The sequence below is a fragment of the Corynebacterium sp. p3-SID1194 genome, from assembly GCF_025144155.1.
GTDB lineage: Bacteria > Actinomycetota > Actinomycetes > Mycobacteriales > Mycobacteriaceae > Corynebacterium.
The window spans coordinates 1-537 of record NZ_JALXWY010000047.1 but is presented as its reverse complement, the minus strand read 5'-3'; the positions used below and the strand labels follow the sequence as shown (position 1 = coordinate 537).

Annotated in this window: 1 pseudogene; it reads right to left on the bottom strand. The window is 59.4% G+C overall.

Annotation, left to right across the window (positions count from 1 at the left end):
* Positions 1 to 537, bottom strand: a pseudogene (locus M3G19_RS11825) (HNH endonuclease); the annotation flags it as partial.

Sequence of the window (537 nt, the reverse complement as noted above, 5' to 3'; positions counted from 1 at the left end):
CCCCAGGATGGTCTCATCCCCCTGGCCGCCGAGGACCTTGATGTAATCCGGCAGCGGGATCTGAACCAACGGGCGTGGGACAGCATCCGCAACAGCACCGTCCTTGTGCAGCAAGTCGTGGAATGCCTCGTACATCTGCGGGCCCTCAGGACGGTTAGCGTCGAGGTTTTGGCGCAGCGCGTACTCAAGGGCAGCGATATCCCGCGCATCACCAGTAGCACTGAAAGTGCGTTTACCTTTCCGTTCCTTACCAAACCGCACCGCCGACTCAGGAGCGGGTGTATCCACCTCAGGGACGATGTCTTTGGCGCGGCGTTTCAACGTCTCGTAGTTACCCCGCACAGACAACAACGCCAGGCGGATCCTCCACTTCTCTTTCTCCGTGCCCAACGAACGAACTTGTTGTTCGATGAACAAGATCTGGTCCAACGACTTCCCCGTCTCACGGGCGATGCGTACCGCCTGGGCCTGCTTGCGGGTGGAGCGGGTTGTGCCGAAGTAGGTCTCGTGGGCTTTTTCCCACTCGATATACGTGGT